This window comes from Psychrobacter sp. DAB_AL43B, assembly GCF_900168255.1.
GTDB lineage: Bacteria > Pseudomonadota > Gammaproteobacteria > Pseudomonadales > Moraxellaceae > Psychrobacter.
Map to the genome: position 1 here is coordinate 83,286 of NZ_LT799838.1, position 26,990 is coordinate 110,275.

The 26,990-nt window shown below is 41.9% G+C and carries 23 protein-coding genes and 2 tRNA genes; 16 read left to right on the top strand and 9 right to left on the bottom strand.

Annotation, left to right across the window (positions count from 1 at the left end; all coding sequences use genetic code 11):
• Positions 1-57 precede the first annotated feature (57 nt).
• The gene (gene recN, locus DABAL43B_RS00355; RefSeq protein ID WP_079690556.1) at positions 58-1,737 is read right to left on the bottom strand and encodes a DNA repair protein RecN; all 1,680 of its coding nucleotides are present in this window, start codon (positions 1,735-1,737) and stop codon (positions 58-60) included.
• Positions 1,738-2,306: 569 nt separating this feature from the next.
• Here recN and DABAL43B_RS00360 point away from each other — a divergent pair.
• The gene (locus DABAL43B_RS00360; RefSeq protein ID WP_079690558.1) at positions 2,307-2,642 is read left to right on the top strand and encodes a pyrimidine/purine nucleoside phosphorylase; all 336 of its coding nucleotides are present in this window, start codon (positions 2,307-2,309) and stop codon (positions 2,640-2,642) included.
• A 218-nt stretch (positions 2,643-2,860) separates the two neighbouring features.
• Positions 2,861-3,631 (top strand): 23S rRNA (guanosine(2251)-2'-O)-methyltransferase RlmB, encoded by a 771-nt coding sequence (rlmB, locus tag DABAL43B_RS00365; protein WP_079690559.1) that lies wholly within the window; start codon positions 2,861-2,863, stop codon positions 3,629-3,631.
• Here rlmB and coaE read toward each other — a convergent pair.
• The 4 genes from coaE to pilB form a co-directional block, all read right to left on the bottom strand.
• Entirely contained in the window at positions 3,594-4,286 is a 693-nt protein-coding gene (gene coaE, locus DABAL43B_RS00370) for a dephospho-CoA kinase (RefSeq protein ID WP_079690560.1), read from the bottom strand. The two genes, rlmB and coaE, sit on opposite strands and share 38 nt — an antisense overlap.
• A 153-nt stretch (positions 4,287-4,439) precedes the next feature.
• The gene (locus DABAL43B_RS00375; protein ID WP_079690561.1) at positions 4,440-5,339 is read right to left on the bottom strand and encodes a prepilin peptidase; all 900 of its coding nucleotides are present in this window, start codon (positions 5,337-5,339) and stop codon (positions 4,440-4,442) included.
• 25 nt (positions 5,340-5,364) lie between these two features.
• Positions 5,365-6,588, bottom strand: coding sequence for a type II secretion system F family protein (locus DABAL43B_RS00380; RefSeq protein WP_079690562.1), 1,224 nt, complete (start codon positions 6,586-6,588; stop codon positions 5,365-5,367).
• 230 nt (positions 6,589-6,818) lie between these two features.
• Positions 6,819-8,528 (bottom strand): type IV-A pilus assembly ATPase PilB, encoded by a 1,710-nt coding sequence (gene pilB, locus DABAL43B_RS00385; RefSeq protein WP_079690563.1) that lies wholly within the window; start codon positions 8,526-8,528, stop codon positions 6,819-6,821.
• 449 nt (positions 8,529-8,977) lie between these two features.
• On the opposite strand from pilB, the gene tpiA reads away from it, so the two are divergent.
• From tpiA to pnp, 14 genes are all read left to right on the top strand, one after another.
• Positions 8,978-9,787, top strand: coding sequence for a triose-phosphate isomerase (tpiA, locus tag DABAL43B_RS00390; protein ID WP_079690564.1), 810 nt, complete (start codon positions 8,978-8,980; stop codon positions 9,785-9,787).
• 216 nt (positions 9,788-10,003) lie between these two features.
• Positions 10,004-10,312 (top strand): preprotein translocase subunit SecG, encoded by a 309-nt coding sequence (gene secG / locus DABAL43B_RS00395; RefSeq protein ID WP_079692976.1) that lies wholly within the window; start codon positions 10,004-10,006, stop codon positions 10,310-10,312.
• Between the two features lie 159 nt (positions 10,313-10,471).
• A tRNA-Leu gene (locus tag DABAL43B_RS00400) sits at positions 10,472-10,556 on the top strand.
• Positions 10,557-10,677: 121 nt separating this feature from the next.
• Positions 10,678-10,754, top strand: a tRNA-Met gene (locus DABAL43B_RS00405).
• A 419-nt stretch (positions 10,755-11,173) separates the two neighbouring features.
• A complete protein-coding gene (gene rimP / locus DABAL43B_RS00410) occupies positions 11,174-11,674 on the top strand; it encodes a ribosome maturation factor RimP (RefSeq protein WP_079690565.1) in 501 nt (166 codons plus the stop codon).
• Positions 11,675-11,852: 178 nt separating this feature from the next.
• Entirely contained in the window at positions 11,853-13,337 is a 1,485-nt protein-coding gene (nusA, locus tag DABAL43B_RS00415; RefSeq protein ID WP_079690566.1) for a transcription termination factor NusA, read from the top strand.
• 151 nt (positions 13,338-13,488) lie between these two features.
• The gene (gene infB, locus DABAL43B_RS00420) at positions 13,489-16,215 is read left to right on the top strand and encodes a translation initiation factor IF-2 (protein WP_079690567.1); all 2,727 of its coding nucleotides are present in this window, start codon (positions 13,489-13,491) and stop codon (positions 16,213-16,215) included.
• 295 nt (positions 16,216-16,510) lie between these two features.
• Positions 16,511-16,915, top strand: a complete 405-nt coding sequence (locus DABAL43B_RS00425) for a ribosome-binding factor A (protein WP_079690568.1) — start codon at positions 16,511-16,513, stop codon at positions 16,913-16,915.
• 18 nt (positions 16,916-16,933) lie between these two features.
• Complete coding sequence (truB, locus tag DABAL43B_RS00430) at positions 16,934-18,013, top strand: tRNA pseudouridine(55) synthase TruB (RefSeq protein WP_079690569.1); 1,080 nt, start codon at positions 16,934-16,936, stop codon at positions 18,011-18,013.
• 346 nt (positions 18,014-18,359) lie between these two features.
• Positions 18,360-18,884, top strand: coding sequence for a type 1 glutamine amidotransferase domain-containing protein (locus DABAL43B_RS00435; RefSeq protein WP_079690570.1), 525 nt, complete (start codon positions 18,360-18,362; stop codon positions 18,882-18,884).
• Between the two features lie 57 nt (positions 18,885-18,941).
• Positions 18,942-19,112 carry a hypothetical protein gene (locus tag DABAL43B_RS14200; protein WP_171996306.1) on the top strand — a complete coding sequence of 57 codons (171 nt, stop codon included), beginning with the start codon at positions 18,942-18,944 and terminating at the stop codon, positions 19,110-19,112.
• 159 nt (positions 19,113-19,271) lie between these two features.
• The gene (locus tag DABAL43B_RS00440) at positions 19,272-19,457 is read left to right on the top strand and encodes a hypothetical protein (protein ID WP_079690571.1); all 186 of its coding nucleotides are present in this window, start codon (positions 19,272-19,274) and stop codon (positions 19,455-19,457) included.
• Between the two features lie 257 nt (positions 19,458-19,714).
• A complete protein-coding gene (gene rpsO, locus DABAL43B_RS00445; RefSeq protein ID WP_079690572.1) occupies positions 19,715-19,981 on the top strand; it encodes a 30S ribosomal protein S15 in 267 nt (88 codons plus the stop codon).
• Between the two features lie 801 nt (positions 19,982-20,782).
• Positions 20,783-22,885 carry a polyribonucleotide nucleotidyltransferase gene (pnp, locus tag DABAL43B_RS00450; RefSeq protein WP_079690573.1) on the top strand — a complete coding sequence of 701 codons (2,103 nt, stop codon included), beginning with the start codon at positions 20,783-20,785 and terminating at the stop codon, positions 22,883-22,885.
• 113 nt (positions 22,886-22,998) lie between these two features.
• On the opposite strand, the gene DABAL43B_RS00455 is transcribed toward pnp, so the two are convergent.
• From DABAL43B_RS00455 to DABAL43B_RS00470, 4 genes are all read right to left on the bottom strand, one after another.
• Positions 22,999-23,562 (bottom strand): hypothetical protein, encoded by a 564-nt coding sequence (locus DABAL43B_RS00455; protein ID WP_079690574.1) that lies wholly within the window; start codon positions 23,560-23,562, stop codon positions 22,999-23,001.
• A gap of 26 nt (positions 23,563-23,588) precedes the next feature.
• Positions 23,589-24,122 (bottom strand): hypothetical protein, encoded by a 534-nt coding sequence (locus DABAL43B_RS00460; RefSeq protein WP_079690575.1) that lies wholly within the window; start codon positions 24,120-24,122, stop codon positions 23,589-23,591.
• A gap of 141 nt (positions 24,123-24,263) precedes the next feature.
• Positions 24,264-24,521, bottom strand: a complete 258-nt coding sequence (locus tag DABAL43B_RS00465; RefSeq protein WP_079690576.1) for a YheV family putative metal-binding protein — start codon at positions 24,519-24,521, stop codon at positions 24,264-24,266.
• Positions 24,522-26,717: a M3 family metallopeptidase gene (locus DABAL43B_RS00470; protein WP_079690577.1), complete on the bottom strand. Its 2,196-nt coding sequence runs from the start codon at positions 26,715-26,717 to the stop codon at positions 24,522-24,524.
• Positions 26,718-26,990: the final 273 nt, after the last annotated feature.

Consider the following 26,990-nt stretch of genomic DNA (forward strand, 5'->3'; position numbering starts at 1 on the left):
AAATCAACTAAAGCAAATATTTAGCAGCTATTAGACACATTTAGGAACTTCTAACGCTTATTTCACATCGGTCAATAAACTACGAGCATGATCACGGGTGACGTCGGTGATGATCACACCGCCAGACATGCGTGCCAGTTCATCGATTTGTGCGCTATTGGTTAAGATTAACAGCTCACTCTCAGTCTGCTGGTCATGGTGTTTTTGCACCAAGATATGCTGATGTGCTTGCGCTGCTACTTGGGCTTGGTGAGTAATAGCGAGCAATTGCTGCGTTTGCCCAAGTGCGCGTAGTAGCTCACCGACCACTTGTGCCGTACCACCACTGATACCAACGTCGACTTCGTCAAATACCAGCATAGGTTTTGCCGCATTATTATCAGCATTGGTCGCTTGCAGGACTTGCATAACTAGCGCCATGCGTGACAGCTCACCGCCTGAGGCGATTTTATGTAACGGCTGCATGGGCATGCCGACATTAGCGCTAAATAATAAATCAATATCATAGCAACCTTGCGCATTATATTGGCTAGGTTCTATTTTCTTGGTAAAAACAAATTCGCAGCGTGCATTGGGTAAGGCAAGGGGTTGTAATTGCTTAATCAGCTGTTTGCTGACAGTCGGTGCTGCTTTAGAGCGCTCTTTATTTAGCTGCGTTGCTAGTGCGAGATAATCTTGCCAAGCCTGCTCTATTTGCGCCGCCATCGCATCACTGCTCGGCTCATTTTCTAACTGCTCTAATTGCGCTTGCCACGCCTTTGCTTCATTGATCAAATCGCCAGCTGGCAAATTGTGTTTACGTGATAAGCGATGACCCAAGCTGATTAAACTGTCTAATGACTGCAAGCGCTCAGGATCAGGCAGTTGCTGCTCAGCATAATCTGATAATAAGCCCGTCACCTCAATTATTTGCTGCTGCGCTAAATGCAACTGTTCAGAAGCTTGCTCAAAGGTTTGACTGACGCCTAGTTGGTTATCACAAAGTTTAATCGCTTGTCCTAGCATGGTCATCACATCTGGCTCGTCAGTATCATTGTCGAGTAAATGTAAGCCATGACTGGCTTCTTGCATTAGCGCTTCAATATTGGATAATTCTTCATGCTCCGCTTCGACTTCCGTATAATCAACGACCAGTAACGGCGCAATATCGGCAAGTTGGCTGTGCAGTAATTGAATTCTATCCTGACGTTGAGCCTCGCGGTTAGCGATATCATCGGCACGGCGTTTGAGCTGTTGATAGTTTTGATAACTGCTTGCCGTCTGCTTAGCAAGAGAAGTTATCTGCGCCATCTCATCAAGCCATTGCACCACAAACTGCGGTTTTAGCAAAGCTTGTTGAGCGTGCTGACTATGAATATTGACCAGCAACGACCCTAAGCTTTTTAGCTCAGCCAAACTGACAGGTGTACCATTTAGCCATGCTTTTGAGCGCCCAGTATTACTGAGTTGACGGCGAATCAATACTTCTGGTTCTTCTAGCGGTCTATCGTTTTTTGCGAACCACTCAGCGACGACGCTATTGTTTTCCACATCAAATTGCGCGTATATATCGGCATGCGCAGCGCCATGTCTGACCATCGCACTGTCGGCGCGCTCGCCTGCACATAAGGATAACGCATCAAGTAATAGCGACTTGCCAGCACCCGTTTCACCGGTGATGACATTGAAGCCTTCAGCCACACTCAGCTCATGCTGAGCAATCAACGCAAACTGATGTAAAGTTAATGATATTAGCATCAACGCCTCTCATGACAGACAATAAACCTCACATACAATGCAATGCTGGGAGGTCATCTCTACAATAGGGTAAATAAAGGAGTGGAATGGTTCATTTAGTACTGCTAAATATATAAATGCGATTGGCAAATAGTATGGTGGCAAAAAGCCTTAAATACAAATTTTAAAGGTAATCAATAACATCCATCATTGCTTTAATAATAAGCGCAACTTTCATAGTCGCTGTAACAAACTTTATAGATATAATGTGGTAGCATAATCTCACATAATGATAAACTCTTACTACCAGATTTTCATACATCCTAGTACATAGCATGTATCTCATACCTGATTATGCAAAGCTATCCATAAGTAAGTGTCAGTAATAATTCATTATTTTAGAAAAATCTAACTTGGTCTGTATATACAGTCAACGTATAGCGGTGTAAGCCTGATATAGAACAGATGGCTAAAAGAGATGTATGACAACTGTAATCTATCCAGTTACTTATTTTTCAGTTAAGTTTTTCAACTCGGTTTTTCACTTTGGTTCTTTAGTTTGGCAATAATTATTTGATAAGGAAGCCACTATGACAGCGGCGCAATTTACCAATGTAACAGTCAATGCCCAAGCCACGATATCATACGATGGACGTTGCTCAAGCCATACCATTATGTTCGAGGACGGTCGCCATAAAACCTTAGGGGTTATCTTGCCTTGCGACAATTTGGTCGAACATTATCATTTTAGCACCAACACTTCTGAACGTATCGAAATCATCAGCGGTGAGTGTGAAGTCAAAATAAACGGTGACGAAGAATTCAGCTACTACCGCGCCGGACAATCATTCGTGGTTGAAGGCAATAGTGGCTTTAACTTACGCACAGAAGAAATCGTCCAGTATATCTGTCACTTAGAAGGTTAATAGTGTTATTAATAGTGTTAAAGGTGTCATTAGATGGTTTATGACACCTAGCAACCTATCATTTAAAAAGAAATAAACCCTGTCGGTTGGATAAGGTTTATTTCTTTTTTTATTATCTTATCGATATGAAATTATTGATTTGTTGCTACAATGATCGTCATATCTTTTTCTATTCTATCGCATGACGCGATATCCACTTTATAATCAGCAGGCCTATTATGGCAAAACCCACCTATTTCTATGGCATTCATGCAATTGATGCTTTGCTCGAACATCGCCCTCTTGATGGGCTTAGTTTATTTGTGCAGCAAGGACGTGAAAGCGATAGCAGTGTACAGGCTATTATGGCGCAAGCAAGCGCTAATGGCATTAGTATTCAACCGACCCAAAAAGACAACCTCACTCAACTTTGTGGCAGCCCGCAACACCAAGGTGTGGTGCTTAACGCTCGTCCGTTAGGCTTTGCTGATGAAGGCTTGCTTGACATCATTGCTGGGCGCGATGAGTGTTTGCTGCTGGTACTAGATCAAATCACCGACGCACATAACTTCGGTGCGTGCTTGCGTACAGCAGTGGCGATGGGCGTTGATGCTGTTATTTGTCCAAAGCACCATGCGGCAAGCCTGACCCCGACGGTTGCCAAAGTATCGGTCGGCGCGGCAGAGATGATGCCTATTATTAGCGTGACCAATTTGGCACGTACACTGTCGAAGATTAAAAATGCCGGGGTATTTGTATTTGGCACCGCCCTCAATGCGGACGCTAAACCAATACATGCAGCAGATTTGACTGGCAAAACAGCTATCATTATGGGTTCAGAAGGAGAGGGGATGCGCCGCCTGACAACGGAAAGCTGTGATGAGCTGGTTTATATTCCGATGTCAGGGAATGAGCATGGCAATCTACAGAGCCTAAATGTGAGTGTTGCTACCGGCATGGCTTTATACGAGATTAATCGGCAGCGAACTTTAGCTGCTGGGCAAGCATAAGATAGTTTTGATGCAGTGGCTCTAGTTGTAAATATAGAGCCGCAAGATCATTCTCGTTTAACACTACATCATCAGCATGACGATTACGCTCTTCACGACTCAGCTGATTCACCATAATGGCTTTAATCTTCTGTACGCTTTGAGCATCACGCTGACTGGCACGCGCAAGCTGGGTGTCTTCGGTGGCATCCATTACCAATATACGCTGGCATAAATTAGCTAAGCCGGCTTCTGCTGCTTCAATCAGTAAAGGGGCTGACAACACCACATAAGGTGACTTACTCTCTGCCAACTGTATTTTTGCTGCTTCACGTATTGCAGGATGGGTAATTGACTCAAGCTCAATTAAAGCTTCAGGGTGGGTGAATACATGCGTTCGTACCGCTGCACGGTCCATCTCTCCATCGGCATTCAGCACCCAGTTACCAAATTTTCTCTGGATTTTGCGCAGGGATGAGCTGCCTTTAGCAACCACTTCATGAGCAATCACATCCGCATCAATAATATCAATCCCTTGCTGGGCAAACCAGTCACTGGCAGCAGATTTGCCACTGCCGATACCGCCGGTCAAACCTACTACTAGAGTCTTACTTTTGGTTTGATGAAGTTGTGGTTGATGCGAATAAGGTGAGGGTGTTTCTGCATATTTTGACATAATAAGGACTTATCTGACCGATAGAAGGATAATGGTATTAATAAACCATAAACCTGAAAAATGGTTATTAAAGGTTAAAGATAATTATGGAGAAATAGCTAATTTGCTCGCTTAATTATACAGGTCAAAGTGTACATGCTTAGGTATAAATGCTTAAGTATACATACCTAAATACCAGCTGACGATATCTGAGCCGTACAGTAAAGCCACAATACCGGCAATAGCGATATAAGGGCCAAAGGCAAAAGGTCTGCTTTCGCCTTGTTTCTTCATGAGAATGATTCCAACGATTGAGCCGAGCAAGGATGATAATAGAATAATTAGCGGCAACATCATGGGTCCAAGCCAAGCACCCAATACTGCTAATAATTTAAAGTCTCCTTGTCCCATACCATGTTTTTTAGTGATTAAATAGAACACCTTAACCACTATCCACAATGATAGAAACCCAAGCAATAAGCCCCAAATTGACTGAGTTGGCGATACAAACCAACCCTGCGAGTTTACGGCCAATCCTAACCCTGCTAATGGGAACGTTAAGCGGTCAGGTAGTAGCTGCGTATCAAAATCAATACCGGTTAACGCAACGAGTGTCCATACTAAAACTAATGCTGATGTTCCAGCTGCACTGACGCCAAATTTATAAATGACCAATACAGAGAGAAGTGCAGTAACCAGCTCAACAATGGGATAACGCAGTCCGATAGCGGCTTTACAATCTGAGCAGCGTCCGCGTAATACCATCCAGCTAATTAAAGGTATATTTTCGTACCACTTAATTTTATGTGCGCAGTGAGGACAGCGTGATGCCGGTCTACTTAAAGTAATAGGTGTATCAGTGGCGACGATATCGGCTAGAGGCACAGTATGTTCATGCGGCATATCTGCTTGTTGAGACATAAACTGGCTACATTCTTGTCGCCAAGCAGAGATCATCATGAGCGGAATACGGTGAATGACCACATTTAAAAAACTGCCCACACAAAGACCTAGCAGACCAAATATGATTAAAGCTAAAGCCATATTTTCTTGTAATAATTGTATAAACTGCATTAATTAGCTGTCCTTTAATTAGCCGTTATCCTACCACTGCACCCATTTGGAAAATTGGCAAATACATAGCAATGACTAAGCCACCGATTAATACCCCTAACACTGCCATAATCATTGGCTCCATTAAGCTGGTCAGACCATCAACGGCGTTATCAACTTCGTTTTCGTAATAGACTGCTACTTTATCTAGCATCTCTTCTAAGCTACCAGACTCTTCACCGATACCGACCATTTGAATAGCTAAACTTGGAAACAAATTGGTTGAGCGCATTGAAAACTGTAATTGTTGACCCGTAGAGACATCATTTTTAATTTGCTGAATAGCGTTATAAAAAACTACGTTGTTGGCCGCACCAGCGGTAGAGTCTAGAGCATCAAGTAGTGGTACACCAGCAGCAAAAGTAGTCGATAGCGTACGAGAGAAACGTGCAATAACCGCTTGATAAGCAATATTACCAAATATTGGTGCCTTCAATACCGCACGGTCTAAAACATCACGAAATTTCTTCGAGCGCTTTTTAGCTTCTGAAAAACTAATGATGGTACCACCAATAATAATAAGCAAAAGGAACCACCATGCTTGCATCCACTCAGACATACCCACCACCATTTGGGTAAAAGCAGGCAATTCTGCACCAAAAGACTCGAATAATCCAGAAAACACTGGAACCACTTTAACCAGTAGAATAATAGTAACAATAAGAGCGACCACCACGACGGCGATAGGATATTTCATAGCTTTCTTTATTTTTGCTTTAAGCAGTTCACTTTTTTCTTTATAAGTCGCTACTCGCTCTAACATGGTTTCTAATGCACCTGACTGCTCACCGGATTCAACAAGGGAACAAAATAGATCATCGAAATAGCGTGGGTGTCTACGTAATGCCGAAGCAAAAGTACCACCGGCTTCAATATCTGCTTTTATTTGTAGCACCAAATCTTTCATACTAGGGTTATCAAGGGAGTCAGCAACAATCTCAAAGGATTGTGTTAACGGCACCCCAGCTTTCATCATCGTTGCCAATTGACGGGCAAAAATAGCAATATCGATAGGCTTAATGGATTTTTTGAAGGTGTATAAGGGTTTCGGTTTTTTCTTAATCCCTTTAACGGTGATACCTTGTTTGCGCAAAGTGGCTTTTGCTAGCTCTAAGCTACGACTGGTCGTCTCGCCTTTTACCTTTTGCCCACGCCGGTTTACCCCATCATAGACAAAGTCTAATAGCATGTCGGTCTTAGCTTTTGCCATGTTCCTTCCCTCAAAAAATTGTCTTATATAGTCGAATATAGATAATGCAAGCTCATAAAAATATACCTGATTCATCTTTCGAAAAATTCTTACTTCATTTTAGCGTAAAAAACCAGTATATATCTGTTTTATTTTCTATCACGACTAATTGTTTTTTACTGTTGGTAAAGAAGCAAGATATAAACTTTCTGTTTTTAGCATTATTTTTGCTTACTTTTAAGCTATGCATATTATTCAGAGGTGACGCGCATCATTTCTTGAATACTGGTGACGCCCTGTAAAACTTTTAAAATACCAGAACGGCGTAAGTCTCTAAAACCATTTTTAACTGCGGCATCTTTGATATCTATCGCGTTACCGTCTTCCATGATGATACGTGAAATATCAGGGCTGACTTTCATGACTTCATAAATACCGACACGGCCCTTGTAGCCTTCGCGGCATTCATTACAGCCTACGGGTTCATAAATAGTATGGTCTGGATTGTCCAAGTCAGCATCGTTAAAGCCAAGCTCAAGCAAGCTTTGACGTGGGATATTGATAGGCTTTTTACAGTTCTTACATAAGCGTCGTGCTAGCCGCTGGGCAATGACCAAATTCACGGAAGTCGCGATATTAAAAGAAGCCACGCCCATATTGCGTAGACGCGTTAAGGTCTCTGGCGCAGAGTTAGTATGAAGGGTTGAGAGTACCATATGGCCTGTTTGCGCGGCTTTGATAGCAATCTCGGCCGTTTCAAGGTCACGAATCTCACCAACCATTACGATATCGGGATCTTGGCGTAAGAATGACTTAAGGGCGCTAGAAAAAGTCAGTCCCACTTTCGGGTTAACGTTGACTTGGTTAATCCCTTCAAGGTTAATTTCGACGGGATCTTCAGCGGTTGAGATATTAGTATCACCGGTATTAAGTATGTTAATCCCTGTATATAAAGAAACCGTTTTACCAGAACCTGTTGGCCCAGTAATGAGGAGCATTCCTTGCGGTTTATGCAACGCCTCTAAAAACATCTCTTTTTGATCGGGCTCATAACCGAGCGCTTCAATACCCAACATGGCTGATGAGGGATCTAAGATACGTAGGACAAGTTTTTCACCAAATAGGGTAGGTAGACAGCTTACCCGAAAGTCGATGGCTTTATCTTTAGATATTTTAAGTTTGATACGTCCATCTTGCGGTACACGGCGCTCTGAGATGTCCATTTGTGACATCACTTTTAGGCGTGCAGCAATTTTACCAGCAAGCTGTACGGGTGGGTTGGCCATTTTTTGCATCACACCGTCGACACGAAAACGGACCCGATAACTCTTTTCATAGGGCTCGAAATGTAAGTCAGAGGCTCCCATACGAATGGCATCAACCAGCATTTTATTGACAAATTTTACTACCGGTGCTTCCTCGACACTATCAGAGAGTTTGGTTTCGCCTTCCTCTTCTTCGCCTTCATCAAAGCCAATATTTAAATCACTATCAGAAAAGCTATCGAAATTCTGCATCGTATCAGCGTAAAGGCTCTCAATACGCCTTTTCAACTTATCTTCTTCGACCACAACGGTTTCAATAGATAAGCGTGAGTTAAAGGCAATAGCGTCGATAGCGTCGATACGTGTTGGATCACTTAATGCCACAAACAAGCGCTGTCCACGCTTAAAGATTGGCAAAGCATTAAATTTGCGGATAATTTTCTCATCAACCAAATCTTTTGGGATGACATCTGAGCTTAGCGCATCAAGATCAAATAAAGGATCGCCAAAAGCTTGCGACAGCATCTGTGCCAATTGATAAGCGTTGGCAAGTTTATGCTCTACTAGATAAGACACCAGCCCTATTTGCTGCTGCTGCGACTCAGTCTGCGCCGCTTTCATATGTGCTTCGCTCACGATACCTTCGCTGATCAACTGCTGCGCTAAGCCACCGTATTTACTGGTTGTGATAGACATTAAGACTTCTCCTTACTCGATACCGAATATGCGATATATTTACCTAAACCACAGGCTATCTGTTTATCACGTTCAATCTGTTTATCACGTTCAAATAACAGCCAATCTAGCGATGATGTTTAAGCGATTTTTTTAAGATGTGTATGTTGGGGTATTCATTTAAAGGTATTGATTTTAAAAAATAGTTTGAGATATAGAAATAACTAATTGTCTGCACTTTATCCTATATTGATAGCATCATATAGGAATTTACGTGAGCTTAAAGGTTTTATAGGGGTAAAGGGCTTTTGAGCAGTTAAAAATATCCGCTTAGCGAAATCTACTAAACAAGCTGTTAAAACTCAGTTTTGATTTTGGACGCACTATACTATAGCACTTGCGAAATATTTGTTATACTTGCGCGCATATTAGCCACATTGGCAGTCATACATAAGAGAAGGTAGATGAGAATGCAAGCTTGGATAATTGGAAATTGGAAGCAGAATCCAGCGACGATCCATGATGTCAATGCGCTACTAGATGACTTACTTACTACCATGAATGCGACAGAGCAAGCTAATACAGCGTTTACCGCTCGCTGTCAGTTAATGTTAGCGCCAAGTTTTATTCATTTAACTACTGTCAGTGCTCGTTTAAAAGGCACCTTAGCACTGTGCGCGGCGCAGGATATTAGTGCTCATAGTTCTACTGTTGGCGCATATACAGGTGATTGTTCAGCGCAACAAATAGCTGACGCTGGCGCAACGTGGACAATCCTTGGTCACTCTGAGCGTCGTCAGTATCATCAAGAGTCTCATGAGGACTTATTGCAAAAAGTGACTCACGCACTAACGCAAGACTTGGGCGTCGTATTCTGTATCGGTGAGACCCAAGCACAATATGATGCTCAGCAAACGTTGGAAGTCATCGACAGCCAGTTATCGGTCATCAAAGACTTACTCGCGCAGCAGCCAAAACTTATTGATTCGTTATCGACTCGTTTAATCATTGCCTACGAGCCGGTATGGGCAATTGGGACTGGCAAAGTGCCTACCGTGGCAGAGGTTAGCGCGACTCACCAACATATCAAGCAATCGGTTGCAGGCTTTGCGGAGTCGCTATCTGCTATTACTGTCTTATATGGTGGTAGTGTCAATGCTGATAATGCCGATAGTTTTGCTGCAGATTCTATGATTGACGGAGCCTTGGTTGGCGGCGCTTCACTAAAAGCAGAGAGCTTTTTAGCGATTGCCAACGCCTTTAGTCGAGCCAATACTTAATAAGTAAAAAAAGGATTAAAGACTAATTATTTGCTTTATCCGTAAAATGTCTTTATCAGTTGGCAAAAGTGGCTTTAACAGTGCCCTTGCAATCGTGTACAATGCGCCTTATTTATAGCATTGGTTTGGCGTCATCACACGCTGATCTTTATCACTATTAAACCTTACGATTTATTTTTCGTTATCAGTCGTCATTACGCGGCAAAAGAGGCCACCATGTATACGTTTATATTAGCCCTGCATATTATCGTGGCAATAGCCATGATTGGCTTGATTTTGATACAGCATGGCAAAGGGGCAGATGCGGGGGCTTCTTTTGGCGCAGGCTCTTCTGGCACAGTATTCGGCGCAGCAGGCACAGCAAACTTCCTAACTCGTGCGACAGCCGTGCTGACCCTCATATTTTTTATCACCAGTATGACGCTCGCCGTCCATGCTCGTAAGCAAGCGGAAGATCAGTTTCGTCTAGATGCGCCAGTTTCAGCACCACAAACGCCGCGTCCTTTGACTCAAAATCCTCAGTAGCCGTCTTTAAACAGCGTTTTCTAAGCAGGCAGCTCTTGCTATTTTAAGACGTTACATTTACAATGCTTTTCTGTTTTTATAAGTCTTTGTCTATCGATGCCTACCTTAAGCATCAATTATGATAGATGAGATGTCAGAAAACAGAGCAGTCAGAAAAATGCGATTGTGGTGGAATTGGTAGACACGCCATCTTGAGGGGGTGGTGGCGCAAGCTGTGGGGGTTCAAGTCCCCCCAATCGCACCAATTTTTAAAGTTGTATCGTATTAAATGAGTGGTTATATAGGTAAAATTTTTATTTTAAGTTATTTTCAAATAAAGATTGACAGTTCTATAAAACCTCCCTATAATACGCGTTCTAGATTGATGCGGGGTGGAGCAGTCTGGTAGCTCGTCGGGCTCATAACCCGAAGGTCGTTGGTTCAAATCCAGCCCCCGCTACCACTTTTTATACTGATATTTTGTACACTAAATCTGTCAGTGCCAATTAGCCCACCATTATGCTTGTGGGTTTTTTTGTATCTGAAAGTCGGTGTTATCGCGGTATCTATCCTATTTATGCTAAGCTCTATGCCTATAGAGTACGTTGATATCCGCTATTTGCGCGATTGATCGTAAGCAACACTATCTTCTACTTCATACTCTTTTGCTGATAGTTTTGCTTTATGAATAATAATAGCACTAATCTTTTGAGCTTGATATCTATTGGTTGTGCCCTTATAAAGAAGCAAAATCCATATAATATCGGGTTAGGTTTGTAGTAAAAATAATACAATATACAACGATTATACTGCCTGTTATAGATATACGATTAAGACGATGCATCTACAACAGATAGGTAAATAGGACATTATTAATAGATTATGAAACTTTCTACCAAAGTTACAGAGTTAACCAGTATTATTGCCCCTGCGGTCGCTGCTTGTGATGTAGCGTTGTGGGGCATAGAATTTGCACCACAAGGCAATCGCTCTTTGTTGCGTATTTATATTGAGGCGTTGCCAGAAGAGCAAGCCCAGAATAAGCAGGTAACGATTGAAAATTGCGCAGCAGTGAATCACCAAGTAAGTGGTATTCTTGAGGTTCATGATCCGATTGCTGGTGAGTTTATTTTAGAAGTATCTTCACCTGGTTTTGACCGTGCCTTTTTCTCAGATGAACAGATGCATGGCTATGTGGGTCAAACAGTGAGTTTGCGTTTGATACAAGCGATTGGCGAGGGTGACAAAAAACGCCGTAAAGCCACGGGAAGATTAGATAGCATAGATGCCGTCTCTTTAAAGCTGACTGCCACCGACGGTGAGCAGTTCGAGATTGCATTAAGTAATATCGATAAAGCCAATTTAATTTATGAAGATGCTTAGCTAATTAAAATGTTTAATTTATAAACATGGATAGTTTAATTTGATAGGTTAAGTCGCTCATTATAAATTGGTATTTTACGTTACGCTCCAAATAGCTTAGATAGCTGATGGTGAAAATATACAGTAATACACAAATTATAAAATTTAAGTCAATTAAAAATGATAGGACAGGTATAGCATGAGTCGTGAAATCTTAACGGTAGTAGAAACTGTCAGTAATGAAAAGGGCTTAAATCCTGAAGATATCTTTGAAGCAATTGAAGAGGCTTTAGTGGTTTCGACCAAGAAAAAAGTATATACCGAACAGCCAGAAGTGGCCGTGCGGGTTGCCATCGATCGTACGACTGGCGATTATGATACTTATCGTTACTGGACAGTGGTTGCAGACGAAGACCATGAAATGCCTGCTTGTCAGCTTGCTATTACTGATCTTGATCAAGATGAATGGTCAATTGGTGATATAAAAGAAGAGCAAATTGAGTCGATCGAATTCGGTCGTATTGCGGCCACACAAGCCAAACAAGTTATCATCCAAAAAATCCGTGAAGCTGAGCGTGCGCTTGTCGCTGATGCTTTTGAGCCACGTGTTGGTGAGATGATGTATGGCGAAGTAAAAAAACAGACACGCGATGGTTATATCATCGATTTAGGTGACAACGCAGAAGGTTATCTTTCACGCGATCAAATGTTGCCACGTGAGCAGCTACGTGCAAAGTCACGTATCAACGCCATCTTATATCATGTGAACCGTGAAAATCGCGGCGCACAGTTGCTATTGTCGCGTACCCATCCTGAGATGCTCTCGGCACTGATGCAAAAAGAAGTGCCTGAGATTGCAGAACAAATCATTGAAATTCGTAATGTCGCTCGCTTGCCGGGTACTCGTGCTAAAATAGCCGTGAAGACCAACGATCATCGTATCGATCCTGTTGGCGCTTGTATTGGTATGCGTGGTACGCGTATCCAAGCAGTACAGCAAGAGCTTGATGGTGAGCGTATTGATGTGGTGGTTTGGTCAGATGACCCAGCCCAATTTATCATCAGCTCTTTAGAGCCCGCTGACGTTAGCAGTATTATTTTAGATGAAGATACCAAAACCGCTGATATTATCTTTAGCACCAATGATCAGTTGGCGCGCGCGATTGGCTCACAAGGTCAAAACGTACGTTTGGCTTCTGAGCTGACCGGCTATAAGCTTAATATGATGCTAGAAGAAGAGTATCAGCAGCGTCAAGAAAACGAATCTAAAGCCTTTATCGAATTATTCTATGAACGTCTAGAAGTGGATAAAGACTTAGCACAAGCGCTTGTCGATATTGGTTTTACCAGTATTGAAGAAGTGGCTTATGTGCCAGTTGAAACCTTTTATGATATCGAAGGTTTAGACGATGAAGCGATTGATATGATTCAAGAGCGTGCTAAAGAAGTGGTCATCGCTGACGAATTAGTCAAACAACAAAACATGAAAGAGCCAAGTCAAGAACTACAAGATCTTGAAGGAATGACGGTCAGTTGGGCTTATAAAATGGCACAAAAAGACATCATTACGGTTGATGACTTGGCAGAACAAGCCGTCTTCGATTTAGAAGATATCGAAGGCTTAGATACCGAAACCGCAGGAAAACTCATCATGAAAGCTCGGGAATCTTGGTTCAATGAATAAGCGGTAACTGCATATCGCTGTCTTTTGGTGATATGCTATCGATAATAAAGTGCTGGTATGACTGCAATACAAATACTAGCCTTACCCCAATCATTTGTAGCCAACAACTGAATTGAACATATAGCAAATAATAGACAGTAGGTGATAATAAATGGCAGATAAGACCGTCAAAGAACTGGCAGATATGGTAGGCAAAACCGCAAGTGCTGTAAAACAGCAACTGGTAGATGCTGGACTGCCTGCTCGCGCAGAGGATGACCTAGTCACCGAGCTTGAGCAGGAAAAGTTGGTGACGTATTTAAAGCAAAGTCATGGTCAGCAAGACAAGCGTCGTATTAGTCTTAAGTCTAAGACGACTAGTACCGCGCGCGTGACTGGCTCTTCAGGTAAATCTAAGAGCGTCAATGTTGAAGTGCGTAAAAAGAAAGTATTCGAAAAGCCTGATCCAGAAAAGATGGCTGAAGATTTGGCTGCACGCGAGCAAGCGATGATTGAGTCGCAAGAGCGTGCTGCTAAAGATGCTGAAGACCGTGCTGCTACTAAGAAAAAATCTGAAGATCGTCAGGCGGCTACTCTAGCCGCGATGCGCGCAAGTTTAGGCTCTAGCAAAAAGTCTGATGATAAGAACGACGATATCTCAACGTCAGTGGTTGTGAAAAAAGGCGGTAAGACCACAGTTGAGATCAAGCCGAAAGAACAACCTAAGAAGAAAGTCGCTGCGACCAAACCAAAAGTTGAAACGGCAGCGGAGCGTAAAGCTCGCGAAGTGCGTGAGAAAGAAGAAGCTCGTTTACGCGAGATTGAAACAGAAACACGTCGTACCCAAGCTGAAGAAGCACAAAAACGTACGCTTGAACAAATGCGTAAAATGGCCGGTCAATATACGGATCAGCCTGCTGCTGAAGTTCGTAAAGACGAACCATTGGCAGAAGGTTTGGTGGGTGATGCGCTAGAAGAATCGTTTGAAAAAGAGCGTCGTGAAATCAAGCGCGGTGCAAGTAGTACTAGTGCCCGTGGCCGTGGTCGTCGTAAGAATCAAGACGAGCGTGAAATTAAAAACCGTAAAAACGGTTTACGTTCAAGCCAGTCGGCACAGCATAAGTTTGAAAAGCCTGTCGAAAAAATCGTTTATGATGTAGAAATCAGCGAACAAATCACTGTTTCTGATCTTGCTCAACGTATGGCAGTGAAAGCCCGTGAAGTAACCAAGTTGCTCATGAAAATGGGTGAGATTGCTCGCGAAAACGATACGATTGATCAAGCAACAGCCAGTCTAATCGTAGAAGAGATGGGTCACAATCCAGTACCAGTTAGTGATACTAAAGTTGAAGACGACTTACAAGATGCCGTTGATGAGCGCAGCAGTAACGTGCAAACGCGTCCACCGGTTGTCACTATCATGGGTCACGTTGACCATGGTAAAACATCACTGTTAGATAAAATTCGCGCAACGAAGGTCGCGACTGGCGAAGCGGGCGGTATTACCCAGCATATCGGTGCTTACCATGTGAAAACAGATCGCGGTGTTATCACGTTCCTTGATACCCCAGGTCACGCGGCCTTTAGTGCAATGCGTTCACGTGGTGCTCAAGCAACGGATATCGTTGTAATCGTTGTCGCTGCTGATGACGGTATGATGCCACAAACTGCAGAAGCGATTGATCATGCTCGCGCCGCTGGTACACCTATCATTGTTGCTATCAACAAAATGGATAAGCCTAGTGCTGATCCTGATCGCGTACTGAATGAATTAACTGCTAAAGAAGTGGTTTCAGAAGAGTGGGGCGGCGATACCCCGATGGCCCGCATCTCAGCCAAAACCGGTGACGGTATTGACGAGCTTTTAGAACTCATCAGCCTACAAGCTGAGCTTATGGAGCTAGAAGCGCCGTTAGATGGTGCAGCTCAAGGTGTGGTTATCGAGTCAAGACTTGAGAAAGGTCGCGGTCCTGTTGTTAGTGTCCTAGTTAAAAAAGGAACGTTAAAACAAGGCGATCTAGTCTTAGCCGGTGAGCATTATGGTAAAGTCCGTGCGATGACTGATGAACACGGTCAGCGTATTAAATCAGCTGGTCCTTCAATCCCTGTAGAGATCTTAGGTTTACCTGAAACACCAGCTGCTGGTAGCGAATTCTTAGTCGTCACTGATGAGAAAAAAGCCCGTGAAGTTGCGGACTTTAGAACCAACCGTGAGCGTGAGCGTCAGCTGGAACGCCAGAATGCGATGCGTTTAGAGAGTATGTTCGATCAGATGGAACAAGGTAATGTGTCATTCTTAAACATTGTCCTAAAAACAGATGTTCGTGGTTCACTTGAAGCGTTACTTGCAGCATTGAACGAATTATCAACGGATGAAGTTAAAGTCAGGGTCATTAGCTCAGGTGTTGGTCCTATCTCTGAGTCTGATGTGACATTAGCAGAATCTAGTGAAGCTGTATTGTTAGGTTTCAACGTCCGTGCAGATGCAACCGCACGCCGTAAAGCAGATGCAGCTAACATGGATATTCGCTATTATAGTGTTATCTATGGCTTGATTGATGATGTGAAAGCGGCCATGAGCGGTATGTTGGCACCTGAACATCGTGAGAAAATCTTGGGTGTCGCGGATGTTCGTGAAGTATTCCGCTCTAGTAAGTTTGGTGCAGCTGCCGGTTGTATGGTGGTTGAAGGTACCATTTATCGCAACAAGCCTATCCGTGTATTACGTAATGACCAAGTTATCTTTACTGGTCAATTACAATCATTACGTCGCTACAAAGAAGACGTCAATGAAGTACGTACTGGTATGGAATGTGGTCTAGCCGTTCGTGGCTATGATGTAGAAGATGGCGATAAAATCGAAGTCTTTGAGATCCAAGAGTTCGCACGTACTATCTAAAGTTGCTGTTCGATAGAATGGTATTCGATGATGCAATACGCCTAACTAGCTAAGCATGTCCGATATCCTCTTAATATCCAGCTGTACTTAGGCCTAACAGGTACACCCTGCTAGGCCTTTTTTAACAAATATTATTCATTCAATCTATTAAGAATACCGTTCCCAAAAATTAGAGTAGCTAGTAAAATAAGTGTAGGTACTACTCTTTACAGGCTAAGCGAGTTGCACACAGCTCATTGTATTTTTTGGGTTCAGTATCAATAAAGATAAGCCATATTAAAAACAAGGTAATACCATGAACCAACGTTTACAACGTTTAGCTGATCAGATTCAGCGTGAGCTTGCTGTCCTTATCCGTGACGCCGTCAATGATCCGCGTCTGACTGGTTTTGTCACCATCTCCAGTGTTAAAGTCAGCCCAGACCTAGGTTATGCTGATATTTATGTCACTATTATGGAGCCAGAGCTCAATGATGCCATGACCAAGTCTAATCATGAAGAGAGTATTAAAGTCCTTAATAAGGCAGCAGGCTTTTTGCGTACTGAACTAAGTCATAGTCTAAAAACTCGTACGACGCCGCGTTTGCGTTTTCATTATGATGAAGTCACTGCTCGTGGTAATTATATGATGGATTTAATTAGTAAAGCCGTCACCAAAACTGAGCTAAATGAGTCTGACGAGCAAGAAAACCAAGAGTAAAAGGGTAAAAAAGCCATTATGTCGATTGTCTCTACAAAAGCCTCTACGCAAGCTGATAAGAATGCCAATAAAACGCTCACTAAAACCAAAGTGTCGGGCGTTATATTAGTAGATAAGCCTCAGGGTATGACCTCACAGCAAGTGGTATCAAAGGTGAAATATTTATTTAAATCACCAAATCATGACAGTAAAAAAGCTGGTCATACGGGCACGCTTGACCCAATGGCAACCGGTTTACTGCCTATTTGTTTGGGTGAAGCGACTAAATTTAGTCATTACCAACTTGATGCTGATAAATCTTATCAAGCGACTATTTTACTTGGTAGCCAAACTGATACTGGTGATGCCGATGGTAAAATTGTTGCACAGGCTGTAATACCAACGTTTGATGAGGTACTATTAAAAAAAGTTGCTCAGCAATTTTTAGGGGCTCAGCAGCAAATTCCGCCGATGTACTCTGCTTTAAAAAAAGACGGTAAAAAGCTATATGAATATGCACGTGCGGGTATAGAGATTGAGCGCGCGCCAAGAGATATTGTACTCAAAGCAATCGACCTAAAAGCTATCGATGATAAGCAGATTCAGTTGACGGTGACTTGTTCCAAGGGCACCTATGTACGTGTATTAGCAGAAGATATCGCTAAAACGCTGCACACGCTAGGACATTTGACTGCATTGCGCCGTCTACAAGTTGGTGATTTCAAAATAGACGAAGCAATTGCTTTGGCGGATTTAGAAGCGCTAACATTAGCGAGTCGTCAGACACATTTATTGCCAGTGGATGCTTGTGTCAATATTGATGCTGAGCTTACGTTGTCAGCAGAACAGTGTGAACGTGTACAAATGGGTCAACGCTTAAATGTATTTGAGCAGCTGACTGATGATTTGCAAAGCTATATTAAAATGACTATCGATCAACAGCCATGTATTGATGACAATAAACAAAATATTGATGATAGTAAAAATGATACAGAAGCACCATTATTGCATGAGATAGCGGTAGATATCTGTCTCATAAATGAGCAGGGACAATTTATTGGTCTCGGCGCTGTGAGTCTCAATGGTCGATTGCAACCTAAAAAATTGATTCAGTTATAATATTGTCTACTGGATTTACCCTATTTTTATAACTGAAAGTCTGTAAAACTTACTAAGAATTCACACTAATCACATATCGTCACATTTTATTGCAGGTTTCACCTATAGTGAAACCTGCTTTTTTTGTATCTTAGTTTAGTCAGCTAGGGAAAGCGTGAGACAGAAAGGAGATAATAAGAAAGCAAAATATAAAAATAGCGCTAATAATAAAAAATGGATTTAATATAATTTAGGTAGGAAGATTAAATAAAAATAAAAATATATTAACTAATATAAAGTAAGTTTATAAACATAAGAAAATTTTTTAATAAGAAATTTATTCAATAGATAGAGTATAGGGAATATTATGAAAACTATTGCTTTTTTATTACACAATAATTTTGAACAAGCAGAATATGAAGAAGTTAATAATCAGCTAAAAGATAAAGGCTACAAGACGCTTCTTATTACTACTGATAAAAATAAAGAAGTTCAAGGCATGAAGCAAGATGTCAACAAAGGCGATACTTTCAGCGCCGATATATTTGCTAAAGACGCAAAAGTTGCTGATTACGATGCTTTAGTGTTGCCAGGTGGTACGGTAAATGCGGATACCATACGCGGCAATAAAGAAGCGCATGGCATCATTAATGCTATTAACGATGCCGGAAAGCCATTAGCTGTAATCTGCCACGCCCCTTGGGCGCTTATTAATACAGGCATTGCAAAAGGAAAAACACTGACAGCTTATCAGACATTACAGATTGATTTAGAAAATGCTGGGGCAAAATTTGTAGACAAAACGGTGCAAATTGATGGTAATTTGATTACCTCACGCAACCCAGACGATATTAAAAATTTCGTCGAAGCTATCGATAAAGCTCTATCATAATTTCAATTATCATTATTGATTTTCATAGCCAATTACAATCATAAAAAGGAAAATAATATGTCAAATTCTAATCCAAATGATACTAAGCTCGAACAACAACGTTCTGACGCAGCTGAAGCCTCATTAAAAAACCAAACTGAAAGTAATTATACAAAAGAGTCTGACGCAGCAGCAGATCGTATCGCTAATAACGCAGAAGAAGCTAAAAAAGATAAAAAGGATAAATAGAACTTGATCTAGGTTCGATGTGTGTTCTAAAATTTTTTTTAGTAAACTAAAAATGCTAACTGCTCAAACAGTTAGCATTCCTAATAATATACTTCACATTTAAATTTATTAAGATTATTTAATTTTGAATTCTAATATTAATATACTAGGAGAGCTATTATGGATAAATCACAGAAAGATATGGATAAGCAAGAACAAAAGATACAAAAACTAGCTGACGATATCAATCCTAGCCAAGACGTAATTCCTGATAGTTTAGCGGAAGCAACCACAGTACCGTTAGATGATGATGCACTTGGTGGCAACGCGACTGAAGATGACGTTAAGAAAAATAAACATAAATAAGGCTTTTGTAAACAAATTATCAAGCTAAGTTTATTTCTTAAAACTGTTGAAACTAATACGGAAAACTGCTGTTAGTTCAGCAGTTTTTTGTTATAATCGCTTTCAAGTTAAACAACGTGTTTGTCGACCACTAGGTCAACTCTAGTAATGCAGGGTTGTCCCGAATGTCATACAGACTATTTTATTTATTCTATCATTTTACACTCATTAAAATTTATTGATGCATTGTAGAATGTTTAGCATTGCCGGAGAGATTTATGCTAACTAATGCCGATCGCGAACAAATCATTGCTCAATACCAACGTGGCGAAAATGACACAGGCTCACCAGAAGTTCAAGTAGCCTTGTTAAGCGCTCGTATCAACGATTTGCAAAACCATTTTAAAGCGCACAAAGCTGATCACCACAGCCGCCGCGGTCTTATCCGTATGGTTAATACCCGCCGTAAACTGCTTGATTACCTAAAAGGTAAAGATCTTGGTCGCTATACCACCCTTATTAGCCAGTTAGGTCTACGTCGTTAATTTGACGACAGTAGTACAAGTGGTCGCTAAAACAAAATATGCTTTAATAAGGCAATATTTCGAATTTTTGGTCAAACCATTTGGAACTTGCTTGTTGATATCGATAAAATAGATTTTTTCTAAAACGGTGTGGAATAGTTTCACGCCGTTTTTTTATGCTTATTATTGTGGTTAAGTTAGCTTACAGGCTCCAAGCTCATATCATATGATTATTGCAGCGTAAGTGCTAAAGATGCAGAGTTAAATTATGATGGCTTGCGCTAAACCTCAGTAGTCATTATTAATAAAGAATTGTTATTGATAAATATTTACTATCAATAAATAGGCAGCTTTGCATTTAATTGGTCAATGGTCATAAATCACTGTAAAATAATGCCTTGTAAGTTTTATCGCGCTATTAGTTATACAGCTGATCGTTATATGGCTAACTATCTATCAAATAGCTACTTATAAAGTATCTATGCTAAGCATTAATGTTTTATTAAAGAAAGTAACCAGTATCATGCATGCATGGTTTCGACTTGGTAGCGTTTTTGGTGTCACTTTTGATAGTACTTATATAAAACCGAATTCGAAAAAATGAACACACGTAAAAGTATTGTGCTCATGATAGGTAAATGCATAGACAGGCAAATACATAAGATAAATAGGTAAGGATATTAGCCCTAATTGACGCGATTTTTTAATCGACTAATGGTTAATTAGGGGCTATGTACAAAGAAATACAAAGAATTTTTAATGACAGGTATCAGCTTTTATAACGCTGATATTACTTTCGTCAGTCAATATTAGGAAAATTATATGACAATGTTTAATACCATTAAGCGTGAATTCCAATACGGCAACCAACAGGTTGTGATCGAAACAGGTCGTATCGCTCGCCAAGCCAACTCTATTTTAGTTCATATGGGCGGCGTAACTGTACTAGTAGCAGCCGTTGTTAAGTCGGAAGCGAAAGAAGGTCAAAACTTCTTCCCTTTGACAGTTAACTATCAAGAAAAAATGTATGCAGCGGGTAAAATTCCAGGTGCTTATGGCAAACGTGAAGGCCGTGCGAGTGAGTCTGAAACCTTAACCTCGCGCTTGATTGACCGTCCGATTCGTCCACTTTTTCCTGAAGGCTATTTGAACGAAATTCAAATCACGGCGACGGTTGTATCATCAGATAAAAGTCAGTCGGCAGATATCGCGGCATTGATTGGTGCATCAGCTGCGCTAGCTATCTCTGACGCTCCATTTAATGGACCTGTTGCCGGTGCACGCGTTGGCTTTATTAATGGTGAATATGTTTTAAACCCGACTCTTGAAGAACTTAAAGAGAGTGATCTTGACTTGATCGTTGCTGGTACTAAATCGGCAGTATTGATGGTTGAGTCAGAAGCCAAAGAGTTGTCAGAAGATCAAATGTTAGGCGCAGTATTGTACGGTCATCAGCAGCAGCAAATCGTTATTGATAACATTGCCTCACTAGCAGCAGAAGTAGGTACCGCTAAGCAGCAGTTCACTTCTCCTAAGCGTGACGAAGCATTATCGAACGGCATGAAAGAGCAGTTCGGTGCGCAGGTTTCTGATGCCTATACCATTACTGATAAGCAAGAGCGTTATACCAAGCTTGATGAAGTTAAACAAGCTGCTCTTGCTGCGCTTGCTGGTGATGCAGAATCAGAAACTTATAGCGATACAGTATCTGAGCTTAAAGAAATTTATAACGATCTAAAATATCGTACGGTTCGTGACAATATCTTGTCTGGTAAGCCACGTATTGATGGTCGTGATCTTGAAACAGTTCGTGCCATTGATGTGCAAGTAGGTGTATTACCATTTACTCATGGTTCAGCGCTATTTACCCGCGGTGAAACTCAGGCTTTGGTAACGACTACTCTAGGTAACAGCCGTGACGTCAATATGATTGACTCGCTAGCGGGTACGATTCGTGACCATTTCATGTTGCATTATAACTTCCCACATTTCTCAGTAGGCGAGACTGGTCGTGAAGGTATTCCTAAACGTCGCGAAATTGGCCATGGTCGCCTAGCGCGCCGTGGTGTACAAGCGATGCTTCCTGATAGCGAACGCTTTCCGTATGTCATCCGTGTGGTATCGGAAATCACTGAATCAAACGGTTCATCGTCTATGGCTTCAGTTTGCGGCGCAAGCTTGGCATTGATGGACGCTGGCGTACCAATCAAAGCACCCGTTGCTGGTATCGCAATGGGTCTGGTCAAAGAAGGCGAGCGCTTTGCCGTATTGTCTGACATCTTAGGTGATGAAGATCATCTTGGCGATATGGACTTTAAAGTTGCTGGTTCTAAAGATGGTATCACCGCCCTTCAGATGGATATCAAAATCGAAGGTATTACGCCAGATATCATGGAGCAAGCGTTAAAACAAGCCCATGCTGGTCGTATCCATATCTTAGACGCGATGAATAAAGTATTGCCTGAGAGCCGTACTGAAATTAATGCGCATGCGCCTAACTATGCCGTTATCGAAATCAATCCTGACAAAATCCGTGATGTTATCGGTAAAGGCGGTGCAACTATCCGTCAGCTAACGGAAGAAACTGGTGCGGTTATTGATATCGATGATGCTGGTACGATTCGTATCTTTGGCGAAAATAAAGCAGCAACCAAAGCGGCTATCGGTAAAATCGAAGCCTTAACTGCTGAGGTTGAAGTGGGCAAAACCTATGAAGGTACGGTTGCTCGTATCGTTGACTTTGGTGCCTTCATTAACGTCTTACCAAACACTGATGGTCTAGTGCATATCTCACAAATCGCAGATGAGCGCGTAGAGAATGTATCTGACTATCTAAAAGAAGGTCAAATCGTTAAAGTATTGGTACAAGACGTTGATAACCGTGGTCGCATTAAATTGACTATGAAAGGTATTGAGCAAAGCTAAGGCTCGATATTTGATGTAATAAGAAATAAAAAACCGCTTTGAGTCACTTAACATTAGTGCTCAAGGCGGTTTTTTTATGGCTTTAAAAAAGAGCGTACAAGATAGGAAGGTAATTAAAGAGTGATATCTTTAGGAAGATGAATATCGATGCGAAGCTTAGGTAAATCTTGTAACTTCTGCGTCAGTAGCGGTAAGCAATCGGCATACCAATCTAGAGGAACTAGATTTTCTAGGCTAGATTCATCGCTCGTATCTTGTCGCGGATGATTAAAAATAAGTGGACGTGATAGCAGCGCAACTCTACGAATACCTTGATAGCGTATCAGCGGTATAAGCTGCTGCTGTAAATCAACCAAAGCTGCCGTTAACCAGCGCAATCTTGTCGGATGATAAGGATGGTCTGAGATGACGAGGTTGGCAATATAACTGGGTTGGTTACCATTGCTACTAACAGCCAGCCCCGCTTGCTCACGGGAGCGCTTATGAAGTAAACAGCTACCGACTTCTAAGCTACCATCACGGCAAGCACGATAGTAGCGTTGGTAATTATCTGGATATAGACGCTTGGTTCGCGTAAGGATAGGGTCTAAAAGCACACCTGCGGTATTGACTGGCAGAATTAATAGCTGCGCACTGCTATTTAAAACAGGGGCATGAGTGAGTTGCAACGTTGCCATCATCATCCCCTTGATAAAAATTTATGTTATTTAGCGCTGGTTTTAGCGTTTGTATCTGCCTCTAACTGAGCGATTTGCTGTTCGAGCAATTCGATTTGCTCAGCTTTCATCTCTGTCAGTTGCTTAGTCATAGTAATCTGTTCAGTGGCTATCTTTTCCTGTTCAGCCAAGCGTTTACGTTCGTCCTCTAAGCGATCAATCTCTTCTTTAGCTAAGCTATCCGTTTCTGGTAGAGGCGCATTTAAGATAGTCTCGGGGTCAGGTGCTTCAGTATCTGTAACAGCAGCGATAGCTTGGCTGTCATCTAAAGTACCCTCTTTTACCACATTGTCTAATGATGTAGCAGTAGACGGTACAGCCTCAGTTTGTTCAGTAGTCGCCGGCAAGCTTTCTACAGCGGTCGTGTTAGCTGCCGGTAGAGAGTTTTTCCAAACCAAATAACCAATCAATAACGCTATCAATATAATAGCAAACCACCATTTTTGGCGTAGCTTAGCAGGATTGGCAGATTTGTTTTTTGATACTTTAGCAGATATAGGACGCATTTTTTTGTTTTTCATACCACAGTCAATTCATGTAAAAAATATAAGTAGCCATACTATAGCAAACTCAAAATAAAAAGCCTATCTATTGCTAGATAGGCTGAAAATACTATTAATAAGTGACGCAAACATGATGCTCTAAATAGTGATGTTAAACGCTCATAACTTAAACTTTACTGTACCACTAGTGCCAGTTGCCATCGCATCACGAGTTAGCTGATCCTCAGCATGGTTTTTGGCACTGATAGCATCAGGGTCAGGGCGATGCTCGGTATGACCACACTGAGTACATTCGATATATTCATCAGGCGTTGGCTCGGAGATATTTACTTGCACTACCGCATCCATTGTCTGACATTTGGGGCAGCGTACCCCTGCTAAGAATTGCCGCTTTGGTCGTGACGACTGATAACGCATTTAGATGACCTCGTGTGTCGTTTGGGCATTTGCAGCATCAATGTTTTTGCCATTGCTAAAACCGCTGTGACGTAATAAAGCATCAATACTGGCGCTACGACCACGGAAGTTCTCAAAATTGGTCTTGGCTGGGAAGCTACCGCCAACGGACAAAATAGTCTCACGGAACGCTTTACCGGTTACTGGATTAAAAATACCGTCTTCTTCAAACTTACTAAAAGCGTCTGCAGATAATAGCTCCGCCCATTTATAGGAATAATAGCCTGCTGCATAACCACCGGCGAAGATATGGCTAAAGCCATTGGCAAAGCGGTTATAGTCAGGCGTTTGCATAATAGCAATGTCGCTACGCACGGTATTTAAAGTTGCTAATACACCTTCGTAATCAAGTGCTGGCGTATGCGCATGAATTAATAAATCAAATAAGGCGAACTCGATTTGGCGTAACGTTTGTAATCCGCTTTGGAAGTTTTTTACTGCCAGCAGTGCATCGAGTTTGTCTGTGGGCAAGGGTTCGCCTGTTTCGACATGGCTACTGATAAGGGCGATACCTTCCGCATCCCACGCCCAGTTTTCCATAAATTGGCTGGGCAGCTCAACCGCATCCCACTCCACGCCATTGACACCAGCAACGTCGCCGACGGTCACTTGGGTCAATAGGTGATGGAGACCATGACCGAATTCATGAAACAAGGTCAGCACTTCATCATGCGTCAATAAGCTTGGCTTGCCATCGAGTGCTGGCGTGAAATTACCCACCATAAAGCACACAGGTAGCTGCTGATGGTCTTGCGCGTCATAAGTATAACGCGACTGAAAACCACTCATCCATGCGCCGCCGCGTTTACCGCTACGGGCAAATAAATCAAAGTAAAAGCCGCCAAGCAAGTTATCTTCAGCATCAAATAATTGATAAAAACGTACGTCATCATGCCAGCGTGATACAGATTGATTGCCTGTATCATCACGGCTTTGTTCTAGTGCTTTGATACCGTACAAACGCTCTACGATAGCAAATAGACCACTAATCACTTTTGGCAATGGAAAGTAAGGGCGAATCTCTTCTTGCGATAAACTAAACTCGTTTTGTTTTACTTTTTCAGCGATATAGGCACTGTCCCATGGCTGCAAATCTTTAATACCATAATCCTGCGCATACTTTTGCAACTGCGCTAAGTCGTTTTTAGCGGTTGGAGCCGCTTGCACAGCCAAATCACGTAAGAAAGTTTCAACTTCAGCCACACTATCTGCCATTTTAGTTGATAGCGATACTTCAGCGTAATGATTAAAGCCTAATAACTTGGCTTTTTGCTCACGTAATTTCAGGATATCACTCATGAGATTGGCATTGTTTAATGACTCGCCTTTGGCATTGGTATGCTCGTCAAATTCAGAAGCACGAGTAACATAAGCGCGATATAGCGTCTCACGTAGACGGCGATCGTCAGCATGAGTCATAACCGCAAGGTATACAGGAATATTTAAGCTTGCCACATAATGAGGGGTTGGCAGAGCATCAATCTCAGCTTGTGTGAGCGCACCGCTGGCAAACTCACGGGCTTTATACTGTTCACCGGCATCTGCCAATAGCGCCAAACCACTGTCGGTTAAGCCCGCTAATTGCTCGTCATTAAGCGGAAGCGCATAGGCTTGGGTGGCATCTAATACATGATCAGAAAATGTCGCTGATAAAGTAGATAGCTTGCTTTGGATAGCCGCAAACTTGTCTTGCTCTGCTTTAGGTAACGCCACGCCTGATAGCTCAAAGCTTCGTAATGCAAGTTCGATGGCACGCGTACGTGCTGGCTCAAGCGCTGTAAAAAATGCTTTATCATTAATAATTGTCTGATATCGCTTAAATAGCGGCTGATGCTGTCCTACTCGTGTGCCGTAAGCAGACAGTTTAGGTAGTAGTTCATGATGGACATGGCGGATCTCATCGTTACTCATCACGCTATTGAGGTGCGATAAAATACCCCAGCTGCGATCCAATGCCAAATTAATATGGTCAAAGCTCATGATATCGACTAAGGCTTGCTTAGCGTTGAGCTCAAAAGCATTATTATCGCTCTTTGCTGTCATCTCATCTAAAAAAGTATTGGCAGCATCGATAGCGTTAACGACTTGGCTTTGTAAGGTATTTGGCGTGGCACTAGCAAAATCGACAAGGCGTAAATCTGGAGCAATGGAAGTCATAAAGGTATCCGGTATAAATAGTTTGGAGAGAAAACAGAGTGTAAATGAGTGTCATACATCAATTATTTTATTTTGGCGCTACTATTGAGAAGCCTTAGTGTGAAGGGTGTTAGTGGTTACACGCTCATCAAAATGTATCAATGTATCAATGTATCAATGTATCAATGTAATAGTGATAAATAAGGCTGATATTTTTGGTTGATTTTATAGAGACTATTTAAAAGATGGGTCTTACTTAGCGAAAATACAACCCAGTTATCTAGCATTATCATA